We start from the raw sequence: 16,001 nt of genomic DNA on the forward strand, positions 1-16,001 counted from the left end.
AATCGGAGAGACCGTGATGCGACGACTTGCCCCCTTCGTTTATGCCCATTGAGGATGACCTCCTCTGGTATCTGACTTGGCGAGTCAGTCATGAAGAGGGGGTTCCAGCCAAGACGCGACTGGTCAAGCTGATCTACCTGGTCGACTTGATGAACGTTCGGGACCAGGGGGAGCAGGTGACGTCGTTACGCTGGATCTTCTATCACTACGGGCCGTGGGCGCCAGAGATCGAGGATGTAATCGGTCGGCAGATCGGGAACACGATCGACACGACTGGATCTCGTGACTTCTTCGGGGAACGCATGTTTGTGTACCGCGTCCAGTCCTGGCCTCCGGACACCCTCCTCGAGGATCGCATCCGTCGCTACTGCGACCTTGTCTGCCAGCAATGGGCAGTGGAAGACCTCAACGATCTCCTGTCGTACGTCTACTTCGAAACCCCTCCTATGGTCGGTGCTGTTCGAGGTGAGTCACTAGACCTCAATCGCGTTCGATCGGTGGAGTGGCCTCCCTGGTACAAGCCCCTCCAACCGCCGGAGCTTGACGAGCGCTGGACTGGCCGCCGCGCGGACTGGCACCGACAGTTTGACGAGGCGTTCCCGATGGCAACGCTCTCCCGCGCTCCGAGACGCGATGAGGAGCATGAGCGGGCGAACGCCACCGTTGATCAGCCTGAGAGCGATCTCAACGACACGCCCGTCAGAGGCCGCCTCGTTGTGGACTCAGGATTCGACGAGGCGTAAGTGCACGGCTTCATCGAGCCATTCTACGAGCCCTCCAAGACCGGTCATCCGGATGCGATCGAGCGGGGGGAAATCTACGAAGACCAACCGATCTACCTCCCAGCGCGCCACGGCCTCAAGATCACCAAGGTGGATCCGATGGATGACAATCGTCTCGACCTCGAGATCACAGGCCGCACCGAAGACATCTTCCGACATCCTCCAATCACCCGCCCCAAGCTTCCGAGCGGCGAAGCGCTAATTGTCGGACAGGCGAAGTGGGCTCGACCTGTCATCGTCCTCGCTGGGGAGGGAGTCGACCTCTTCGCGGGGCCGGGGGTCGTGAAGCCCGCGAACACCTTCCTCTGCGCTCCGGTCTACGGCGGTGAGCAATTCTCTGAGGAGATCCGGAGACGCGTTCGAGCCTACGAGTACCCCAACATGTTCTACCTTCCACAATCGACGAACCCTCTCTTTGACGAGGGGCTGGTCCGGTTCGACCACATGCAGGCGATTCGACGCTCGGATCTCCGGCGACGCCGATCCGCACGCCTAGCGGACGACGCGCTCGATGCGCTGGAGGAGTGGCTCTTTCACTACCTGACAGGGCGTTTGCCGGCCGACTCCCTGGTCGCCGAGTACCGGGAGGAGGAACTAGAGAAACTCGACCCGACTAGCGGGTCATCCACATGACCTCGACGCTATTCAAGGCGACCCGGTAGCGCGTCGATCGTTCTCGCATGGGTACGAGGCAATTCCCCCCGGTCGGCACCGAGCTCCCGAACCCAGTTGAGCGTCCCTACGTGTATGGAAGCCCAGGGACTCCCGTTCTCGAACCGTCCCCGGATGTCATCGACGCCGGCAACGCGCTCTGCGACGACATCGGTTCTCTCGGTAAGGCAGCCATCCTGTGCTTCGCTCAGTCGGAAATCCGATTCGTTACCAACCACGGGGACCTGATAGCGCGGTGGACGTACGATGAAGTCTCAAGCTTCGACCTGAAGGAGTTGGGCTGGTTCTCCCGCCTCGCATCTGGAGGCAGGATGAAACTCCTCACTCTCCACACCTCTGGAGAAGGGATCCTCCGGTTCCGGGTCGGTCGAGAGCTCGCCGAGAACGCCACCTACATCCTTCACAGCTACAAACTCGCTGCGAATTGATCAACGGCTTGGGCTCTGGTCCTCCTCCCTAGCTCGAGCCTTGTCCCCCATGGTTCTCGGATCGACAACGAGGTCCGAGTACTCGGCAAGGTCACGGAGGATCACGCCCGTGTCCTCGAAGGTGAGGATCTCATCTGTTGTCCTGATCCCCTCGTTCGCGAGCCAGACAGGAGTCGTGGCTCCCTCGGGAATCTGTCCAGCCACAATTCGGCTCTCGACGTGCTTCATGGAATTGTATAGAGCGTTGAGTCGCTGTTCGACCGACCCATCACGCTGCTGGAAGACAGGGTAGGGAGCGGTGAAGTTCTCCTCGGGAAAGCGCCTGAGGAGCTCGATGCCTTGCCACGCCTGACTGAGAAAGAACTCCCAATGCCGTAGGGCGGTGGAGTACAGGGACACGGACTGGCGGCCCGAGTCCAAGAACTGGAGGGTCTGTTCGCGGGCGTTCGCGTGTTCGCTGAACGCACCCTCCGCCCGTCGAAGGAAGTTGTACACGATCGCGTTCTGCGGGGGCCGAAAGCTCCCTCTGAGAATTGAGCTGAGAACGTAGTTGACGAGCCAGTGGCCCGATTGCGTGTCGTGGTCGGACATGTCTGGGATCTCAGCCGATGTGAACTTCGACACATCGGGAGCGAGGAACCGATCGAGAGCGTAGTTCGTCATCCCGGACACCGCGCTGACCTCCTTCGGGAGCTGATGAGACCGTCGCCTCATGTCAACGCCGTGTCAACGCCCCCAACGTCAGGAGCTGTCACGAAAGGTCACACACCGTCAGGACGATGATCGCGGCAGGGCGGCTGAGCTGCGCGAACGCTATCGAACGTCAGGAGGCGTCACGAGCCGTCACGAGTGGCGCCCAACTCTTAATCCGCAGGTTCGGGGTTCGAATCCCCGGGGGCCCACCACGGCTCTCTTCTGCGGGTGATAGTTGCGCCTGCGACTACGAGGCCTCCGGGATGGGTGCCCCCATCCCCGTGACGATCAGGGCCCGCAGGCTTCCCTTGATGTAGCCGCTCCACGCGCTGGAGCAGACGTCGTAGCACTCATAGTCGGGGACCAGGCCGATCTGCGTGAAGACCACCTCGGTCTTGTCGCCCTTCCGGGCGATGTCGAAGGCGATCTCGTTGCCGATCCACTCGCGCTTGTCTTCCACGAAACTCATGTAGTTCTCCAGGATGCGCCAGGCGACTCGTTTGCCGGCAACGAGCTCCGTGACCTCGATCCTGGAATAGTGCACGGGTTCGTTGTGGAAGATGAACTCGCTGTTCAGCTCGTAGGTCGGGCCTTCGATGTTCGCCGACCACCACCCACGGACATCGTTGATGGCCTTGAAGGCTTCCTCTGGGGTTTGGTCCACCGTGAAGGCGATGGTGAAATCCGCGCTCTTCACGGCACCGTCGCGGTTGCCTCCGGCCACCGAGACTCCCTGTTCCGCAGTCCTCTCCATGATGACGCTCCCCCTTCGTGTTCTTGGACCTGTTGGTACATCCGCCTGAGCCGGACCTGCTCTCGACTGCGACTGTCCGTACGACGAACGGCTGTCGTTGATCTGGTCCCCAGGTTGGTCTTGGCGCTTCCGATGGCTCCCTGGGTTCGCGGCGCATCGGTCACCTCCATGCAGACACCACGACGCCGAGAAAATGGGCGCTCACCTTCCGCCCAGATCCACCCAGCGGCGGCCTCCAGCCGCGATCACGCCGGCTGACCCGGACGCCGGACTACGCGCCTGGCTGCGGGCGTGGGCCAAGGATCATCCGCGGCGTGGGTTTCGTCCTGCCTACCACGACGCCCGCGCCGAGGGTTGGAACGTCAACCACAAGAAGATCCAGCTGTGGCGCGGAGAGGGCCTCCGCGTGCCGCAACGGCGCCGACGCAAACGCCTGGGCGCCTCAACGACACCGAACCCGCCGACCGCAGACGCACCGAACGCTGACTGCGGCACCTATGTCACGTGCTTCAGGGGGTGGCGGTCGCATACTGCGGGCGCCCGGTGGGCCGGTAGACCTGGATCGCTACCCCCTTCGGGGTGGCTCGCGAGTCGACCACGTCAAGCGCTATGTCCGGGCCGGTGTCGGGGAATAGCCGCGTGCCCTGGCCGACGACCATCGGGACGGTGAGCACGGTGAGCTCGTCGACAAGCTGGTTGTCGAGCAGCGACCGGATTAGGGCACCGCTGCCATGCACCTGCAGCTCGCCTCCCGGCTTGGCCTTCAGCTCGCCGACGGCGGCCGCAACATCACCGGAGAGAACGGTCGTGTTCGCCCAGCGCGGTTCGGTGAGCGTGGTCGATGCCACGTACTTGGGCCGCGTGTTCAACGCCTTCCAGATCGGGTGGTCACCCGGATCTGGCCACGTTCCCCAGGAGCCGGCGAAGATCTCGTAGGTGCGCCGGCCGAACAGGAACGCGTCGGCCCGCGAATAGACCTCGTTCAGGAACGCCATGGACTCGTTGTCGGCGTACGGCGTGACCCATCCGCCGCGCTCGAATCCGCCGCTGCGATCCTCGTCCGCCCCGCCGAGTCCCTGCATCACTCCGTCGACGGTGACCATGGTGATGGTCGTCAGTTTCATGGTCGCAGCTCCCCTCTCGCTGAGCTTGTCTTCGTTCGATTCCACTCGGGCCGCGGCGCCGATCTCATCCATTGCAGCAGAGTCCGTCCGGCCGATTCATTCCGCACCCTCCCCGAACACGGCCCGCACGTCGGCGATACCGTACTCCTGAGCGGACACCGTGAGCCTGCACCCACCAATGACCGACTCTCACACGAGACGGATCGGTTCACGGGGTCCGGTCAGTGGAAGAGGCGAGCGGGTGACGTCGAAGCGTTCGCTCCCGCGGCTGTCGTGGGGGCCAAGAAGTGAGCGGCAAAGCCGCTAGTCGTCCAGGCTCCCCATGGTCAAGTTCACAATTGTTCCAGTGAGCCCGCTCGCCTTATCAGAGGCTACGAAGACCGCCACGTCAGCCATCTCCGCGAGTGTCATGAGCCGTCGCGGGTGGGTCCTGCTTGCGAGCAGCTCTTGGAACTGTTCCCAGGTCATCCCCGATGACTCGGCGCGAGACTCGAAGAACCGTCTCCTTGATCCGACCGATTCCGGCATCGCCTGTGGCCGCAGACCGACCACGCGGATGCCCTGAGGTGCGAGCTCGGCGGATAGCTCTCGAGTGAGTGCCTCCTTGGCGGCCTGCGCCGGACCGTAGCCTCCCGCCAATTGCAGGCCCGTCCGTGAGTGGAGTGTTGTGACCGTCATGATCACGCCCGATCTGTTCGGAACCATCCGCCGGGCCGCCAGGCGCGCGGTCAGGAAGTACGACCTGGTGTAGGTCGTGATCGGCAGGGAGAAGCGCTCGACATCCAGCTCGACCAGAGGCACACCCAGGATGTTCGCGTCTGGACTTCCGACCGCGTTGAACGAGATATCGACGCGGCCCGCCTTATCGATCACGGACCGTAGGTGCTTGTCCACAGCCTGCTCATCGAGAGCGTCGACCTCCGCCGCGCCGGCGGATCCGCCGGCGGAGACCACCTCCTGGGCGACACCTTCGACGGGTGCCACGTGGCGCCCGGTGAGATAGAGATCGGCACCCTCGGCCGCAAAGGCGCGTGCAACAGCACTGCCGACCGCGCCTCCGGCTCCGTAGATCACCGCAACCTTGTCCTTCAGCATCATCTCTGGTTCCTCTCTGTGCCCGGATGGTCACACCAACGCGTCGTCAGGGCCGTCGAACATGCAGACACCACGACGTCGAGAGAATGGGCGCGCACCTTCCGCCCAGTCCGCGGCTCGGCCGGTGTCGATACGAGAGGTGGACGAGGAGAGCGAGAGACGTGACGCTAGGGTGGAGAGGTGACAACCGACCTGATCACCAGGGCACGGGGCGGGGACGGCAAGGCGTTCCAAGAGCTGACCGAGCCGTACCGTCGAGAGCGGCAGGTGCACTGCTACCGGATGCTCGGATCCTTCCAGGACGCCGAGGACGCCCTCCAGGACACGCTGCTGGCCGCCTGGCAAGGCCTCGAAGGGTTCGAGGGACGCGCCTCGATCCGCACATGGCTCTACCGGATCGCCACCAACCGGTGCCTCAACGCGCTTCGCTCGGCCAGCCGACGCCCGGCCAAGGAGTGGGACGTGCCTGAGGTTGAACCCCCCGAGCCGACCCGGCTCGGCGAAGTCGCGTGGCTCGAGCCATTTCCCGACGCTCTACTCGAGAGTGCGATCGACCTGCCGCTCGGCCCGGAGGCCCGCTACGAACAGACCGAGTCCATCTCCCTGGCCTTCGTGAGCGCTCTTCAGGTCCTGCCACCGCGCCAGCTCGCCGTGCTCATCTTGCGCGACGTACTCGGATTCCACGCGAACGAGGTGGCAGACATGCTCGAGTCGACCGTCGAATCGGTCAACAGCGCGCTCAAACGGGCCCGCGCCAACCTGCTGCGCCGGCAGCCGCCGACCGAACGGCGCGAACCGGCACCCGCCCCCGACTCAACCTCCGAGCAGGCGCTAGTAGAAGAGTTCGTCCGCGCGTACGAGTCCGGCGATCTCGACGCGGTGGTCGCCTTGCTGACCGACGATGTCTTCATCTCCATGCCACCGATCCCGCTCGAATACCAGGGCCGCGACGCCGTGGCCCGCTTCTACGCCGCCATCATCCACTCGGGACGGAGGTTCGACCTCGTGCCGACGCGAGCCAATGGTCAACCGGCTTTCGGGGCCTACCTGCGCGCCCCTACCGGCATCCGCCACGGGACCGGGCTCCTCGTCCTCACTCTCACCGGCGAGCGGATCTGCTCCATCACGCGCTTCGACAACAGCGTGCTCCCATGGTTCGGGCTGCCGCGATCGCTCTCCAGCTGATAGTCAGCAGCACGACCGCGATGTTTCGGGCGTTCGGCCCCAGGATGATCCCAGGGGTGAAACCCCGGAACGGGGTTGACAGGATGGACAGCACTTCTATAACCTGCCCCTTCTAGAAGGAGCATGTTATATATGTCCGTCGCTCAGATCGAGCTCGATCACGTCTTCGGAGCGCTTGCCGATCCCACTCGCCGCGAGATCCTCGTGCGGCTGGCCAAGGGAGAGGCGAGCGTTGCCGAGCTGACCGCGCCGTTCAGCGTGTCGCAGCCCGCGATCTCCCGTCACCTCAAGGTGCTCGAGCGGGCGGGCCTGATCTCGCGGACTCGCAAGGCAACCGCCCGCCTCAGCCACCTCGAGGCCGAGCCGCTCCGCGAAGCGACCGCATGGTTGCTTCGCTACCGCGAGTATTGGGAAGAGAGCTTCGAGCGGCTCGACGCACTCCTCGCGGCGTTGCAGCACCAACAGACCGATCGATCGCAGACCTCCGAAGCGAGGAGCGATCCGGAAGGAAGGGGCAGCTCATGACCGAGATGCAGGTCACCGCGGAGCCCGGGGTTCCGCAGATCCTTGCCAGCAGGGAGTTCGACGCCCCGCGCGAGTTGGTCTTCCGGGCGTTCACCGAACCGGACCTGCTCGTGGAGTGGCTCGGACCGCGCAAGTACACGATGAAGGTCGACCGGTACGAGGTCCGCGACGGCGGCACGTGGCGATACACCCACACCGACGCCGACGGCAACGAGTTCGGCTTCCACGGCGTCTTCCACGGCATGCCGTCGCCGGATGGCATGGTCCAGACGTTCGAGTTCGAGGGCGCGCCCGGTCACGTCCAACTGGATACCGCCACGTTCGAGGCTCGGGATCGCACGACCGTCCTTCACGTGAACTCCGTGTTCCAGTCGGTCGAGGCCCGTGATGCGATGTACGAGTCGGGCATGGCCGACGGCATGCGGGAAGGATTCGAGCGCCTGGACGACCTGCTGGCCAAGTTGGCTGCGAACAACTGAACGACCGAGAACGAACACCCGATCACGAGGAGGACAGTCGATGCAGAAGGTCACCCCGTTTCTGTGGTTCGACAATCAAGCCGAGGAGGCCGCGAACTTCTACGTCTCCCTCTTCGGAGACTCGGAGATCACCGACGTCTCGCGCTACCCGGAGGGAAGCCCGGGTGCCACCGCCGGTCAAGCGATGACCGTGAACTTCACGCTCGCGGGTCAGGAATTCATCGCTCTGAACGGCGGACCGCAGTTCCCGTTCACCGAGGCGATCTCGCTGTCCGTCAGCTGCAAGGACCAGGACGAGGTCGACCGCTTCTGGGCGCAGCTAACCGACGGTGGCGAGGAGGGTCAGTGCGGCTGGCTCAAGGACCGGTTCGGCCTGAGTTGGCAGATCAACCCCGACCGGCTGGGCGAGCTGCTGACCGACCCGAACCCCGCACGCTCGCAAGCGGCGATGCAGGCGATGCTGCAGATGCAGAAGATCGAGATCAAGGCACTGGAGGACGCGGCGAACGCGGCCTGAGGCGAGCGCCGGCTCGCTCAGTCGTTCAACTCCCTCGAGATCACGTCCGTCCAGGCCCAGATGGCGTCCCAGTCTCGGAAGTCGCCCTCGGGCGCCTTAACGGCCTTCACGAGCATGCGTTCGCCGAACCCGAGCTTCTCGCGATCCAGCGCACCGAAGAAGACCTCGTGCCCCCTCGGCTGGAGCAGATCGGTAAGCCTCCCCAGCTGACGGGGCTGCTCCTGCTCGTCCTTGACCTCACTGCCCAGCGGGCCGCTGCTGAACAGCCACACCGGCACCCGCTGAAGCGCCGCGGTCTGACGCTCGACCAGCGAGGTCGCCTCCTTCATCCACGAACCGGCGTAGATCGCGCTCCCGATCACCGCCGCGTCGATGTCGCCGATGTCGTCGACTTCTTCTGCCCGGACCGGTGTCGCCTCGTGTCCGTTCTCGCGGAGCCGGTCGGCGATGCTCTTAGCTATCCCCTCCGTGGAACCGTGTTTGCTCGCGTAGGCGACCAACACCTTCATGTCGAACCTCCTCGTCGTTGCATGCCTATCGTCTTGCCTGCGAGCCGTTGCCAAGGAGGTCCAATGGCCCTGCGCCCGTGGGACCTCCGGGCTAGGCTCCGACGGTGACCCAGCGACCCATCCCAGACGACGGCCGCGATCGACGTCTGATCGAAGCCGGTATGGAGCTCGCGTCGGAGCTCTCCTTGGACACCGTGCTGCGGCGCATCGTCGAGTTGGCCGTGGACCTGACCGACGCCCGTTACGGAGCGCTCGGCGTGCTGACCGCGGACGGGCGCAGGATCGAGGAGTTCGTCACGGTGGGCGTCTCCCCGGAGCAGCGCGCCGCGATCGGGGATCCGCCCACCGGTCACGGTTTGCTCGGGGCGCTGATCACCGACGCGGAACCTCTTCGGATACCCGACATCACCACAGACCCGAGATCTGTCGGATTCCCCGCCAACCACCCCCCGATGCATTCGTTGCTCGGTGCTCCGGTCACGGGTCGTGGACGCGTGTTCGGGAACATCTACCTCACCGAGAAGCGCGATCGATCGGCGTTCGATGAAGAGGACGAGCGGGTCCTCGTCGTCCTTGCCACGCAGGCGGCGGTCGCGGTCGAGAACGCCCGGCTGCTCGACGAGGCCGACCGAACCGCGCGGGAGCTCCGGCGCCTCGAGATGCTCGAAGAGCGAGAACGGATCGCGAAGGAACTGCACGACGGCGTGATCCAGTCCTTGTTCGCAGTCGGGATGCGGCTGCAAGGCTTGGCGGCCGCGTCCTCGGACGCCGGCGAAGCCGGCCGGCTCGAGGAGATGGTGGATCAGATCGACCGTTCGATCCGAGACCTGCGGAACTACATCTTCGGGTTGCGACCCGGCATCCTGGCGGATCGGCAGCTCGACCAGGCCCTCACCGAGCTCGTCAAGGGCCTCAGATCGCGCTCGGACGTCGTGGTCGTCGTCGAGGTCGAGCCGGCGGTCGCCGCCGACCTCGCACCCCTCGCGGCCGACGTCGTGCAACTGACGCGGGAGACGCTTTCGAACGTCGAGCGGCATGCGACCGCGTCGACGTGCCGGGTCTCGCTTCGCCGGCAGGGCGTCGACCATGCGGTACTCGAGATCGACGACGACGGGGCCGGCTTCGATCCCGCTCTGCCGCCGACCGGCATGGGCCTGGCGAACCTCCGCGAACGGGTCGCGGCGCTCGGAGGAACGATCGAGATCGAGAGCATCCCGGGTGAGGGAACGACGGTCCGGATGACACTGCCGACATGAAGCTCGTCGATGCAGCTCCCCTCGGGAAGTCCCGCTGGGGCCGGGACCCTCGGCCCTTCGGTCGGTCGTTCGGGTGGACGAGCATGATTCCATGGGTGACAGGAGCCCGGCCTGGGAGGCGATCGACGGCATGACCGAGACGAGACATCCTCCGTTGCGCGTGATGCTCGTGGACGACCATGAGGTGGTTCGCGACGGGGTCCGCGCCATGCTGCAGGCCGAGGACGACATCATCGTCACGGCCGAGGCGGGCACGGTCCGGGAAGCCGTCGACGAGGCCGATCGCACGAAGCCGGACGTCGTCGTGATGGATGTCCAGCTCGCCGACGGGAGCGGGATCGAAGCGACTCGGGAGATCCTGGCCGCACATCCTGCCACGCGCGTGCTCATGCTCACCTCGTTCGCCGACGACGAGGCTCTGTTCGCGTCGATCATGGCCGGGGCATCCGGCTACGTCCTCAAGCAGGTCCGGTCGGGTGAACTCGTCCGCGCGATCCGCTCGGTCGGCGGCGGCGAGAGCTTGCTGGATCCGGAGGTCACGACCGCTGTGCTCGACCGGTTGCGCAAGGGCAAGCACCTGTTGAAAGACGAGAAGCTCGCGCGTCTGTCCCCTCAGGAGGAGCGGATCCTTGCGCTCGTCGCCGACGGCAGCACGAACAGGCAGATCGGCGAGGAGCTCCAGCTCGCGGAGAAAACCGTGAAGAACTACGTTTCGAGCATCCTGTCCAAGCTCGAGGTCGCCCGCCGGGCCGAGGCAGCCGCCTACCTGGCCAGGCACACCGCAACTCCCGGTTCGATCGAGGTCGAGTGATCGCCGCCCGCGGGCCGCGGGTCGCGGGCCGTCCAGACGTCCCGACCGAATAGGGCCTTTCGACCCGGGTCTGCCTCCTCCTCCCGAAGCACACTTGCCCTGACAGACGGAAGCCAGGAGGTGGGACAGATGGAGACAACGACCAGGAACCCCGTCGACATGCCCCCGGCGGAGCGGCTCGAACCGATCCACACCAGGGGCCTCCAGCGCGTGTTCGCGCTCCTTCGGCTGGGGATGGGCTGGACCTTCCTGTGGGCGTTCCTCGACAAGGCCTTCGCGCTCGGATTCTCCACCGGTCGCGTGGTGGACGAGGCCGGGGCGACGACTGGGATCGACTTCTTCGGTGACGCGGCCTGGATCAACGGTGCCTCGCCGACCGCCGGATTCCTCGGCTTCGGGATGCGGGGGCCGTTCGCCGACATGTACCAGACGATCACCGGGTTCCAGATGACCGAGGCCGGCCCCACTTCGGCCGCGTGGGTCGACTGGATCTACATGGTGTCGATGCTCGCGATCGGGCTCGCCCTGGTCCTCGGGGTCGGCGTGAAGCTCGCGAGCCTCGGCGGCATCGTCTGGCTGGCGATCTTCTACACCGCGGCGATCTGGCCGGAGAACAATCCGTTCCTCGACGACCACGTGATCGAGGTGATCGTGCTGGCCGGGCTCTTCCTCGCGAACGCGGGCCGCTACTACGGACTCGGCAAGGTGTGGCAGCGCACCGAGCTCGTGAAGCGCCATCCGATCCTCGCCTGATCGCACGGGCGCGACCTTCGGGCGAGCGCACGGAACGGAGCTCCGATCGGGGCTCCGTTCCTGCATTGACCGATCGCGCATCCGGACCTAGGGTTCCCTTTGCACGGGAACGTCGCACCCCCGTGGGTGCCGAGGGGAAGGAGCACACCCATGCGACGATCGCTCGCGATCTCCGCGGTCATGCTCGCGCTCGTCCTGGCGGCCGGATCCGCTCAGGCGATCACGTTCGGGACCGTCGACGAGAACAACCGCTTCGACAACGTCGGCGCGCTCGTCGGCGACTTCCCGGGGGTCGGCCGCCGGGTGATTTGCTCGGGCACGCTGATCTCCGAGGACGTGTTCCTGACCGCGACGCACTGCGTCGTCGCGCTCGAGGCCAACGGTTCGACGCAGACGTACGTATCGTTCGCGCCGCAGTTCAGTCCGACCGACTCGGCGGCGCACCTGCCGGGAACCGCGTTCGGCCATCCCGACTACAACCACGACATGGCCGACCTCCACGACATCGGGGTGGTCGTGCTCGACGAGGCCGTCGAAGGCATCGAGCCCGCGGAGCTCGCAGACGCCGGGTACCTGCAAGCGCGCAAGTCGACGCTGAAGTCGCAGCGGTTCACGACGGTCGGCTACGGCCAGGTCCGCGACACGAAGACGGGCGGCCCGAACAGCCTGTTCCCGGGCGGCGGCATCAGACGGTTCACCACGCAGGGGTTCCTCTCGCTGCAGAAGTCGTGGCTCACCTTGAGCATGAACCCATCCACCGGCAGCGGCGGCACCTGCTTCGGCGACTCGGGCGGTCCGCACTTCCACAGGGGGATCCTGGTGTCGATCACGATCACCGGCGACTCGGTGTGCCGGGCGACCGACACGACCTACCGGGTCGACACCGCCTCGGCGCGCGCGTTCCTCGACGACTTCGTCGCGCTGCCGTAGCGACCTTCAGGAACGGATCACGACCGGGGTCCCCAGCGGGATCCCGGTCAGCCGTTCCATCTGCGGGTTGAACACCCGGATGCACCCGGCCGACACGCGGCGTCCGCGGTCGCCGGACGAAGCCGTGCCGTGGATCGCCATCCGTCCCTCGCCGACCCACTCGGAGATCGGTGCGAGCCCCGACAGTCCGAGGACGAACGTGCCGTACGGTCCCCCACCGTCGGCCTGCGGAACTCGAGCCCACACGGAGAATAGCCCGCGGGCACTGGGTGCTCCCGGGCGGCCCACGCCGACGCTGAACGAGGAAACCTGTCGTCCGCCCACGTAGTGGCGCAGCGTGCGCTCGGACAGGTCGACGACGATCAGCTCGTCGCGGGCTACGAGCCGCACCGACTCGACGCGGACCCATCCGGTCGTCCCGTTCGGAGCGATCGGGAGCTGGACGCGGACCCACGCCCGTCCCTGGTCGTCGTGCCGCCCCTTCTCGACGAGCAGCGGCGCCCGCTGACCCCACGGGTTCTCGACGTCGAACGCGTAGCGCGGTTCGATCGCTCCCGGCCGCCGGTAGATGTCGACGATAACGCGGCGCGGGATCGCCGCATATGCATGCACGACCGGCTCACCGCCCTCGGGTTCCTCCCCCGACTGGGTCGAGGCCTGTCCCCCGGAACCATCGTCGGCCGGCGGATCGTTCGCCGCCGGAGGATCAGCCTCGTCCGGCAAGGGCGCCGGGGCGACGGCGAGCGGCTGGCGCGGGAACGGCGATCCCTCCCCGGGCGATCCCGGAGGCTCGACTTCGGCGGGACCCGGCAGCGCGCCGCCGGATGCGTCGTCGGCGACCGCGGGAACGCGCGTCGGAGGGGCCGGATCGTCGTCCGTGCACGCGGCGAGCAGGGCCGACAGGCAGAACACGACGGCGAGCGTGGCCGTCGGGCGAACGCGACGCGTTGGGATGGGGCGCATCGGCTCATTATCCGAGAGGATGCCCGCGATGCGTACCCACCCGGTCACGGCCCTCGCGCGTTCGGTGCCCGCGCTCGCGCTGATCGCGTGCCTGGTCGTCGCGTGCACAGGCGATCCGGTCGCACAGGTCACCGATCTGCGCGCGATCGTCCCGATGAGCGACGACGCCCCCGATGATCTGCGCTACGCCGGGAGGCTGTCCGGTCCGGCGGATCTCGAGGCGTTCCGCGGCGACCCCGAGGGACGGGAGGCGATGCGGGCAGCCGGCTTCCGATCGGCGTGGACCTCCCTGTTCGCGAGCCCGGACCTGTTGGCGTTCTTCACGCTCAGCGAACCCAACACCGACCCGCCCGAGGACGCGCGCCTCGTCACGGCCTCGGCGGTGCTGTTCGCCGACGCGGACGGCGCGACCTCGGCGCTCGCCACGTTCGAGGAGGAGGCGACCGACGGGATGCGCGATCCGCTGCGCGGCCTCGAACCGGTTCCCGGAGGGTTCGCGCTCGCGGGAGCGCGCGGCGGTCAGCCGGTGACCGCGACCGGCAGCGTCGCCGGGGAGATCGTCGTGCTCGTGCAGACCCAGGGCTCGGTCCCGCCGGCCACCGCCGACGCGATGCTCGCCGGGATGCACGACGCCGCGATCACGGAGACGGCCTCCTGAGCCGGCTCGGTCGATCGCCCGGAGAGCCGGGGTAGGCTTCGCTCGTGGCGAAACGTCTACCGTCGCTCGTCGGCCTGGTTGTGGGGCTCGTCGTCCTCGGAACCGCCCCCGCGGGCGCGCAGGTGTTCCCGGGGGAACGGATCGACCGGTACGAGGTCGACATCACGATCGAGCGGGACGGGTCGATCGTGGTCGTCGAGACGATCGACTACTTCTTCGACGAGCCTCGCCACGGCATCCTCCGCGATATCCCGACGCGGATCTGGTACGACGACACCTACGATCGGGTCTACCCGCTCGAGATCCTCTCTGTCGAGGCGTCGAGCGGCACACCGGCGAACTACGAGCTGGAGGACGTCACCACGCAGGAGGGTTCCGGGACGCGCCTGCGGATCGGCGACGCCGATCGCACGATCAGCGGCAAGCACACCTACCGGATCCGCTACCGGGTCGAGCGCGCGATGCAGGCCTTCCCCGACCACGACGAGCTCGTCTGGGACGCGATCGGCCTCGAATGGACCGTCGGTATCGAGCAGGCGATCGTCACGGTGCATGCACCGGTACCGATCGAGCGGATCAACTGCTCGAGCGGTCCGTACGGGTCGAACGCGCCGTGCACCGTCGAGCGTCTGGAGGGGCGCACCGCACGGTTCGGAGCGTCGCTGTTGCCGCCGTTCCAGGGGATGACGGTTGCGGTTTCCCTTCCGGAGGAGGCGGTGGAGGTACCGCCGCCCCTGCTCGAGGAACGGTGGAGCTTCCCGCGAGCCTTCACCGCGACGCCGGCACGGGTCGGCGGTGGGATCGGCGTGCTCGCGCTGGCGATCGTCGGGTTCGTGGGCCTTGTCTTCCTCCGGGGACGGGACGAGCGCTACGCCGGGTCACCGGTCGATGTGCTGCACGGGCAGCCGGGAGCACCCGTCGAGGCCGTTCCCGTGCTCGACCGCACGCCGACGCTCGCCGAGTTCGCTCCGCCGGACGACATCCGCCCCGGCCAGCTGGGGACACTGATCGACGAGTCGGCGAACGCCCTCGACGTGTCGGCGACGATCGTCGACCTCGCCGTGCGCGGGTACCTACGGATCGAGGAACTGGAGAAGACCTGGATGTTCGGCAAGCCGGACTTCCGGCTCGTCCGGATCTCCGAACCCGACGGCGATCTGCTCGAGTACGAGCGGATCCTGCTCACCGGCCTGTTCCGCAGTGGTGAGGTCGTGCAGCTCTCGGAACTCAAAGCGACCTTCTACCAGGAGTTCGAACAGGTCCAGAACGCGATGTACCGGGACGCGGTCCGCAACGGATGGTTCCCGGCCAACCCCGACTCGATCCGCGATCGGTGGCGGCTGATCGGGATGGCGCTGTTCCTCGTGGGCTGCGGGGTGGTGTTCCTCGCCGCGCGCTACACGACGCTCGGCTTGGTCGCGCTGCCCGCGCCGCTGTTCGGTCTGCTGGTCTTCTTCGGCGCGAAGGCGATGCCCCGGCGCACCGCGAAGGGAACGGCCATGAAGAAGCGCACCGAGGGACTGAAGATGGTGATGGAGGTCTCCGAGGTCGAGCTGTCGCGGTTCGCCGAGGCGGAGAACATCTTCACGAAGCTGCTCCCCTACGCCGTGGTGTTCGGGATCACCGAGAAGTGGGCGAAGACCTTCGAGCAGCTCGGCGCGATGCCCGACACCTCCAGCTGGTACGTCTCGTCGCGACCGTTCGCCTACGCGGCCTTCGCCGGATCGGTCGACGGGTTCACGACACTGTCCTCGGGCGTGGTCGGCTCCCGGCCGGCGTCGTCGGGTGGCAGCGGGTTCTCCGGCGGTGGATCGTCGGGCGGTGGCGGAGGCGGCGGAGGCGGAGGCTCGTGGTGAGCGATCGAGGG

19 protein-coding genes and 1 pseudogene are annotated in these 16,001 nt (G+C 66.5%); 14 read left to right on the top strand and 6 right to left on the bottom strand.

Annotated elements, in window-relative coordinates; genetic code table 11:
* The first annotated feature begins 41 nt into the window (after positions 1 to 41).
* From WEF05_10570 to WEF05_10580, 3 genes are read left to right on the top strand one after another with little or no spacing between them, the layout of a single operon-like run.
* The gene (locus WEF05_10570) at positions 42 to 743 is read left to right on the top strand and encodes a Panacea domain-containing protein (protein ID MEX1102324.1); all 702 of its coding nucleotides are present in this window, start codon (positions 42 to 44) and stop codon (positions 741 to 743) included.
* A complete protein-coding gene (locus tag WEF05_10575) occupies positions 744 to 1,415 on the top strand; it encodes a hypothetical protein (protein ID MEX1102325.1) in 672 nt (223 codons plus the stop codon).
* A gap of 47 nt (positions 1,416 to 1,462) precedes the next feature.
* A complete protein-coding gene (locus WEF05_10580; GenBank protein ID MEX1102326.1) occupies positions 1,463 to 1,882 on the top strand; it encodes a hypothetical protein in 420 nt (139 codons plus the stop codon).
* Here WEF05_10580 and WEF05_10585 read toward each other — a convergent pair whose 3' ends face one another.
* Together WEF05_10585 and WEF05_10590 are read right to left on the bottom strand one after the other, a co-directional pair.
* Positions 1,883 to 2,545: a hypothetical protein gene (locus WEF05_10585; protein ID MEX1102327.1), complete on the bottom strand. Its 663-nt coding sequence runs from the start codon at positions 2,543 to 2,545 to the stop codon at positions 1,883 to 1,885.
* Between the two features lie 277 nt (positions 2,546 to 2,822).
* On the bottom strand, positions 2,823 to 3,329 hold the full coding sequence (locus WEF05_10590; GenBank protein ID MEX1102328.1) for an SRPBCC domain-containing protein: 507 nt from the start codon (positions 3,327 to 3,329) through the stop codon (positions 2,823 to 2,825).
* Between the two features lie 247 nt (positions 3,330 to 3,576).
* Between WEF05_10590 and WEF05_10595 the strand changes: the two are divergent.
* Positions 3,577 to 3,810 (top strand): annotated as a pseudogene (locus WEF05_10595) (IS3 family transposase).
* Between the two features lie 28 nt (positions 3,811 to 3,838).
* On the opposite strand, the gene WEF05_10600 reads toward WEF05_10595, so the two are convergent.
* Together WEF05_10600 and WEF05_10605 are read right to left on the bottom strand one after the other, a co-directional pair.
* Entirely contained in the window at positions 3,839 to 4,453 is a 615-nt protein-coding gene (locus tag WEF05_10600) for a dihydrofolate reductase family protein (GenBank protein ID MEX1102329.1), read from the bottom strand.
* 303 nt (positions 4,454 to 4,756) lie between these two features.
* The gene (locus WEF05_10605; protein MEX1102330.1) at positions 4,757 to 5,551 is read right to left on the bottom strand and encodes an SDR family oxidoreductase; all 795 of its coding nucleotides are present in this window, start codon (positions 5,549 to 5,551) and stop codon (positions 4,757 to 4,759) included.
* A gap of 177 nt (positions 5,552 to 5,728) precedes the next feature.
* Between WEF05_10605 and WEF05_10610 the strand changes: the two genes are divergently transcribed.
* From WEF05_10610 to WEF05_10625, 4 genes are all read left to right on the top strand, one after another.
* Positions 5,729 to 6,733, top strand: a complete 1,005-nt coding sequence (locus tag WEF05_10610) for a sigma-70 family RNA polymerase sigma factor (GenBank protein ID MEX1102331.1) — start codon at positions 5,729 to 5,731, stop codon at positions 6,731 to 6,733.
* A 123-nt stretch (positions 6,734 to 6,856) separates the two neighbouring features.
* Positions 6,857 to 7,258 carry a metalloregulator ArsR/SmtB family transcription factor gene (locus WEF05_10615; GenBank protein MEX1102332.1) on the top strand — a complete coding sequence of 134 codons (402 nt, stop codon included), beginning with the start codon at positions 6,857 to 6,859 and terminating at the stop codon, positions 7,256 to 7,258.
* A complete protein-coding gene (locus tag WEF05_10620; protein MEX1102333.1) occupies positions 7,255 to 7,737 on the top strand; it encodes an SRPBCC family protein in 483 nt (160 codons plus the stop codon). The genes WEF05_10615 and WEF05_10620 overlap by 4 nt, the downstream gene beginning before the upstream one ends.
* A 40-nt stretch (positions 7,738 to 7,777) precedes the next feature.
* Entirely contained in the window at positions 7,778 to 8,254 is a 477-nt protein-coding gene (locus WEF05_10625; GenBank protein MEX1102334.1) for a VOC family protein, read from the top strand.
* Positions 8,255 to 8,271: 17 nt separating this feature from the next.
* On the opposite strand, the gene WEF05_10630 is transcribed toward WEF05_10625, so the two are convergent.
* Entirely contained in the window at positions 8,272 to 8,763 is a 492-nt protein-coding gene (locus WEF05_10630) for a flavodoxin domain-containing protein (GenBank protein ID MEX1102335.1), read from the bottom strand.
* A 104-nt stretch (positions 8,764 to 8,867) separates the two neighbouring features.
* Here WEF05_10630 and WEF05_10635 point away from each other — a divergent pair, with 104 nt between their 5' ends.
* The 4 genes from WEF05_10635 (at position 8,868) to WEF05_10650 (ending at position 12,513) form a co-directional block, all read left to right on the top strand.
* On the top strand, positions 8,868 to 10,019 hold the full coding sequence (locus tag WEF05_10635; protein MEX1102336.1) for a GAF domain-containing sensor histidine kinase: 1,152 nt from the start codon (positions 8,868 to 8,870) through the stop codon (positions 10,017 to 10,019).
* Between the two features lie 130 nt (positions 10,020 to 10,149).
* Positions 10,150 to 10,830: a response regulator transcription factor gene (locus tag WEF05_10640; protein MEX1102337.1), complete on the top strand. Its 681-nt coding sequence runs from the start codon at positions 10,150 to 10,152 to the stop codon at positions 10,828 to 10,830.
* A 129-nt stretch (positions 10,831 to 10,959) separates the two neighbouring features.
* Positions 10,960 to 11,583: a hypothetical protein gene (locus WEF05_10645; GenBank protein MEX1102338.1), complete on the top strand. Its 624-nt coding sequence runs from the start codon at positions 10,960 to 10,962 to the stop codon at positions 11,581 to 11,583.
* Positions 11,584 to 11,733: 150 nt separating this feature from the next.
* A complete protein-coding gene (locus tag WEF05_10650; GenBank protein ID MEX1102339.1) occupies positions 11,734 to 12,513 on the top strand; it encodes a trypsin-like serine protease in 780 nt (259 codons plus the stop codon).
* Between the two features lie 6 nt (positions 12,514 to 12,519).
* On the opposite strand, the gene WEF05_10655 is transcribed toward WEF05_10650, so the two are convergent.
* A complete protein-coding gene (locus WEF05_10655; GenBank protein ID MEX1102340.1) occupies positions 12,520 to 13,476 on the bottom strand; it encodes a L,D-transpeptidase family protein in 957 nt (318 codons plus the stop codon).
* 28 nt (positions 13,477 to 13,504) lie between these two features.
* Here WEF05_10655 and WEF05_10660 point away from each other — a divergent pair, with 28 nt between their 5' ends.
* The gene (locus WEF05_10660) at positions 13,505 to 14,134 is read left to right on the top strand and encodes a hypothetical protein (GenBank protein ID MEX1102341.1); all 630 of its coding nucleotides are present in this window, start codon (positions 13,505 to 13,507) and stop codon (positions 14,132 to 14,134) included.
* A gap of 44 nt (positions 14,135 to 14,178) precedes the next feature.
* The gene (locus WEF05_10665) at positions 14,179 to 15,990 is read left to right on the top strand and encodes a DUF2207 domain-containing protein (protein MEX1102342.1); all 1,812 of its coding nucleotides are present in this window, start codon (positions 14,179 to 14,181) and stop codon (positions 15,988 to 15,990) included.
* Positions 15,991 to 16,001: the final 11 nt, after the last annotated feature.

This window comes from Actinomycetota bacterium, assembly GCA_040881665.1.
In the GTDB taxonomy this organism is placed as follows: Bacteria; Actinomycetota; UBA4738; order UBA4738; family HRBIN12; genus JBBDWR01.